Below are 4,793 nucleotides of genomic sequence, written 5' to 3'. Positions count from 1 at the left end.
GGTCGCAAGGTAACAGATGAATTTAAGCAGATGATGGAAATTGTATTTGATGATTATTTACCGCAATGGAATTATACAGCAGTCCCGCAGACCTCATAATTCTGGATCTTATTTTATCCTCATTCCTAAGGATAATTGCATTTACCGCAAAACTGGGTTTAAGGAAGCGCAACCGGATGTTTCTTATTATATTGGCGAGAATGCCGAGGTAATTCCTTGGGGAACTTCAATTATTAGCCTCGATAACTATCCAGCACCAAATTTAGTTATTGAAGTCGCTAATACTTCTCTAGCCGATGATAAAGGTGAAAAACGTCTGTTATATGAGGAATTAGGAGTAGATGAATACTGGATTATTGATGTACAGAATATCCAAGTAATTGCTTTTGCTATGGAAAATGGCGGTAGTAGGAAAATAACTCAGTCTCAGGTATTACCTGGATTAGCAATTTCTCTTTTAGAAGAAGCTTTTCGTCGGACTCGACAAATGAATCAAAGTCAGGTGATTGCTTGGTTATTATCTCAATTTCAGCAATAGGTTATTAAAATTCTGCTGAGTAAGATTTAAAAATAGAGTTTTCTTGATGCAGATGCAAAAATGTATTTGGAAAACCTTTGTTGTGGAATAGTCCCCTGGCTGGTTAAACCAGGAGTTTTTAACAAAATTAAATATACATTTACAAGCGTTGTAGCAAGTTCAAACCATGCGTATCAGTACCGCAGGTATTAAACAAACCATATTCACTAGCCAACTGTTGCACTTGTTGTGATTCTGTAACACTTGGTTTCCAGGGGTTGGGATTGTTATAAGCGTAGAAAGTTTCCACACCATCAATACCCTGTTCAGCCGCAGCCGTAATTAAATCAAAATGCGATCGCCTGTAGCGTGCTGGGTGCGCCAAAACTGCTAGTCCACCAGCTTCATGAATAGCAGCAATAACGTTGATTGCTTCATATTCTATGCCCGTTGTGGCTTTTTTTTGCAAGTAAGGTTTCATGCTAATGTTATTTGGCTCAAAAGCATAAGCCAAAATGTGAACCTCGTTATCCAAGAGGTTGGCATTTATTTCCGTACCACTCCATAGATAAGGAGTACTGCTATCAGGATTTTTCCATTTCCAGTCTTCTAGCCAAGTTTGTGCGGCTAAATAGCCACCAATATTATGATGGTCGGTAATTGCCATTCCTTCTAAGCCAATAGCGATCGCTTGTTCCATTAATGCACTTGGCTGTAACCTCCCATCTGAATAGACAGTGTGCATGTGGAAATTAAATAATTTCGGACAACTTTGGGCATCAATCTTCTGAAATACTTGTTTTAAAAGTTCGCAAGAAGTCGATGTCCGCATAAAATTCACAACCATAACACCTCTGCACAAATATACGCACTTATTCACACACCAGAACACCACACCTATAGATAAGAAAGCACCAGCACGTATAGTTAGTGCCAGCAGTTATTTCATTAGCTTACTCAGCTAAATTTTTCAATATGTTAAGACTACGTTAGCAAATCTCAATCATAATGGATATGAGTATTTTCGATTGCTTTTATAAGTACAAGTAAAAAAAATTCTAAATTAAATACTGATATAAATTCTGGAGATTTACAAGAGGAAGCTCAAGGAGTTAGGGAAGAATATTTCCCCTTTGGCTTTTCCCTACTCCCCATTTTTAGCTAAATAATCCTTCCAACGTACCTTCCCCAGGTATTACCTCACCAATTGCAAAAGCTGGAATATTTTGCGATGCAAAAAAAGCAATTGTTTGTTCTACTTGCTGGGATGGCACTAACAGCACAAAACCAATCCCCATATTGAAAGTATTAAACATTGCTTCGTCGCTGACTGTACCGACTTCAGCCAACCATTGAAATGTAGGGGGAATTGTCCAACTGTTGGGGTTAATTTTAATTGCTTGTCCCTTCCCTAAACATCGAGGTAGATTTTCTGGTAAACCACCACCCGTGATATGCGCCATCCCATGAATTTCTAAGCCAGCTTGACGGGCTGAGAGAATTGGTTTGACGTAAATGTGCGTAGGTTTGAGAAAAGCTGCACCAATAGTTTCTCCGCCCAACAACTCTGGGCGATCGCTCCAAGAAAAACCACTATCACTTACAATCTTTCTGACTAAGCTTAAACCATTACTGTGGACACCAGTGCTGGCGAGAGCGATCGCTACATCTCCAACTTGCACACGAGAACCATCCAGCATCTGGCTTTTTTCGACAATTCCCACACAAAATCCAGCCAAGTCATACTCACCTACTTGGTAAAAACCAGGCATTTCCGCCGTTTCTCCACCCAATAAAGCACAACCTGCCAATTTACAGCCAGAAGCTATACCTGCCACAACCTGCGTTAGTTGTTCTTTATCTAACTTACTTGTAGCCACATAATCTAAAAAAAACAGGGGTTCTGCACCTGATGTCAGCACGTCATTAACGCACATAGCCACTAAATCAATCCCCACAGTATCGTGGCGATTGAGAATTTGGGCGATTTTTAGCTTTGTCCCGACACCATCTGTTCCCGAAACCAGCACAGGTTCTTTGTAACCCGTTGGTAGTTGAAAGCAACCGCCAAAACCACCTAATCCACCAATTACTTCTGGCCTAAAGGTGCTGTGAACCAAATTCCGAATTTGATCTACAAAGGCTCTACCAGCCTCAACATCAACCCCTGCATCCCGATAATCCATAAGAGTTAGTCAATTGAAGTATGTAGACACCCTTTGGGTAATTTCCCGAAGGGTAGGGTAGTGTGAAGTCTGAAGTATAAAATTTTCTGCTTCCCGAAGGAGCTACATCTTTCAGCCTTCATCTTTTTTTGAACAATAGTCAATAGACTATTGATATTACCTCATTAAAAGACCTCATCTTCTATGCCTTGCCACCATTCACCCAAATTCATCAAGTCTTGGTGAATATCTGCTAACTCATTAGCATAGGTATCGTCTGAAATCATCTCTCGGCGTTCTTGTAATTTTTGCAGACGCAGCTGTACCAATAACCAAGGTTTGGCAATGCTATCTGTTGCTTCTAGGTATTGTGCTAATTCTTTGCTGTTCATAATATTTTTTGATTTTTATTAATTTGTAGACAAAAAGAATTCAGAAATTAATTACTTTCAATGACTCCCTATTTTCACTCTAGATGATTAAACCATGTTTTTAAACTCCCCGTTCGGGGAGTAGATAAGCTTAGTTTATAGCTAGTTCCAGAATTTCAGCCACTATAGGGGGTCTTGCTGATACCTTTACACATACCATCAATTTCATTAATTAAGTTAGAGACATTAAATACTGCTTTGTAATTGGGAGTGGAGAGTATTTGCCTCCAATGCTTTCCCTACCATCTGTCGCAATCATAAATAAAATCAGTATTAGGTAGGGTATTCCTTGATTTTTAGAGTATTCTTTGTCACATTCTCCTTATGCTTGTTCAAGCTCAGGCTAAGAATATAAATCTCTGGTTATGGAGAAATTTTAAAAATGGATCAGGTTGTCATCAATGACACGACATTACGTGACGGTGAGCAAGCCGCTGGTGTTGCTTTTAGCTTAGAAGAGAAAATAGCGATCGCTAAATTTCTCGATGCGATCGGTGTTCAGGAATTAGAAATCGGCATTCCAGCGATGGGAGAGACAGAACAACAAGCCATCAGAGCAATTGTTGATTTAGGTTTGCAAGCTCATCTCCTCGGTTGGAACCGCGCCGTTATTTCAGATATTCAAGCTTGTATAGCTTGCGGTTTAAAGCGAGTGCATATATCTATTCCCGTCTCTGCAATTCAGATTGCAGCAAAATTTCAGGGACAATGGCAATTAGTATTACAAAAACTCAAAGATAGTCTGAGCTTTGCTTTAGATCAAGAACTGTTTGTATCTGTGGGAGGTGAAGATTCTTCGAGAGCAGATGAACAGTTTCTTCTTGATATCATACTTTCTGCCCAAGAGTGGGGTGCATCAAGGTTTCGCTTTTGTGATACTGTAGGTATTCTTGATCCTTTTACGACCTATGACAAGGTGAAAAAATTGGTAACATCCTTGTCCATACCTGTAGAAATGCACACTCACAATGATTTTGGACTAGCTACTGCCAATGCCTTGGCAGGTATCCAAGCTGGTGCTTTATCTGTAAATACTACCGTCAATGGTTTGGGTGAAAGAGCGGGAAATGCAGCTTTAGAAGAAGTTGTGATGGCTCTTAAACATATATATAAGATTAATGTAAATATAGACACACGGCGCTTGTTAGAAATATCTCAACTTGTTGCCACAGCATCAGGTTTCGGTATACCCCCTTGGAAGGCGATTGTGGGTGAAAATACCTTTGCACACGAATCAGGTATTCATGCTCATGGAGTTTTGCAAAACCCCCACACCTATGAGCCATTCACCCCAGAAGAAATTGGACACGAGCGGCGTTTAGTTGTAGGTAAACATTCTGGACGGCATTTGTTATCGAATGTGCTGCAACAACACGGCATTATTCTCAATAATGAAGAAACTCAATCTGTCTTAAATTCAGTGCGGCAAGAATCAATGCACAAAAAACGCAGTCTCACAACACAAGAACTTTTGTCTTTAGTTGGACTTACGCAGTGATCAGAAATGGTGACAGGTGACAGGGTTATGTTCATGTTTTAATGGGTGCATCCCAGTTTTTATTTAGCGAGCAAAAATTAATCCATTAAGATAGGCACAACGATGAGCTAAGACTGGAGGAACGTTATCAAGTTTCCATTGTGCGCCAGAAATTTTAATTCGACGATCAATCTGTTTAACAG

At 39.8% G+C, this 4,793-nt stretch carries 5 protein-coding genes and 1 pseudogene; 2 read left to right on the top strand and 4 right to left on the bottom strand.

Annotated elements, in window-relative coordinates; all coding sequences use genetic code 11:
• Positions 1-49 precede the first annotated feature (49 nt).
• Positions 50-538, top strand: coding sequence for a Uma2 family endonuclease (locus IQ259_RS26720; RefSeq protein WP_228014816.1), 489 nt, complete (start codon positions 50-52; stop codon positions 536-538).
• 139 nt (positions 539-677) lie between these two features.
• Here the strand turns inward: IQ259_RS26720 and IQ259_RS26715 are convergent, their stop codons facing one another.
• The 3 genes from IQ259_RS26715 to IQ259_RS26705 all read right to left on the bottom strand — a co-directional run bounded on the left by IQ259_RS26715 (position 678) and on the right by IQ259_RS26705 (position 3,074).
• Positions 678-1,364 (bottom strand): PHP domain-containing protein, encoded by a 687-nt coding sequence (locus IQ259_RS26715; RefSeq protein WP_193888996.1) that lies wholly within the window; start codon positions 1,362-1,364, stop codon positions 678-680.
• Between the two features lie 310 nt (positions 1,365-1,674).
• Positions 1,675-2,703 (bottom strand): phosphoribosylformylglycinamidine cyclo-ligase, encoded by a 1,029-nt coding sequence (purM, locus tag IQ259_RS26710; RefSeq protein WP_193888995.1) that lies wholly within the window; start codon positions 2,701-2,703, stop codon positions 1,675-1,677.
• A 164-nt stretch (positions 2,704-2,867) separates the two neighbouring features.
• Entirely contained in the window at positions 2,868-3,074 is a 207-nt protein-coding gene (locus IQ259_RS26705; RefSeq protein ID WP_193888994.1) for a hypothetical protein, read from the bottom strand.
• A gap of 421 nt (positions 3,075-3,495) precedes the next feature.
• Between IQ259_RS26705 and nifV the strand changes: the two genes are divergently transcribed.
• Positions 3,496-4,611, top strand: a complete 1,116-nt coding sequence (gene nifV / locus IQ259_RS26700; RefSeq protein WP_193888993.1) for a homocitrate synthase — start codon at positions 3,496-3,498, stop codon at positions 4,609-4,611.
• A 63-nt stretch (positions 4,612-4,674) separates the two neighbouring features.
• On the opposite strand, the pseudogene IQ259_RS26695 reads toward nifV, so the two are convergent.
• Positions 4,675-4,793: pseudogene (locus IQ259_RS26695) on the bottom strand (ISKra4 family transposase); the annotation flags it as partial.

The sequence above is a fragment of the Fortiea sp. LEGE XX443 genome (assembly GCF_015206815.1).
GTDB lineage: Bacteria > Cyanobacteriota > Cyanobacteriia > Cyanobacteriales > Nostocaceae > Nostoc_B.
The sequence above is the reverse complement of the archived record's forward strand: the minus strand, read 5'-3'. Positions and strand labels throughout refer to the sequence as shown.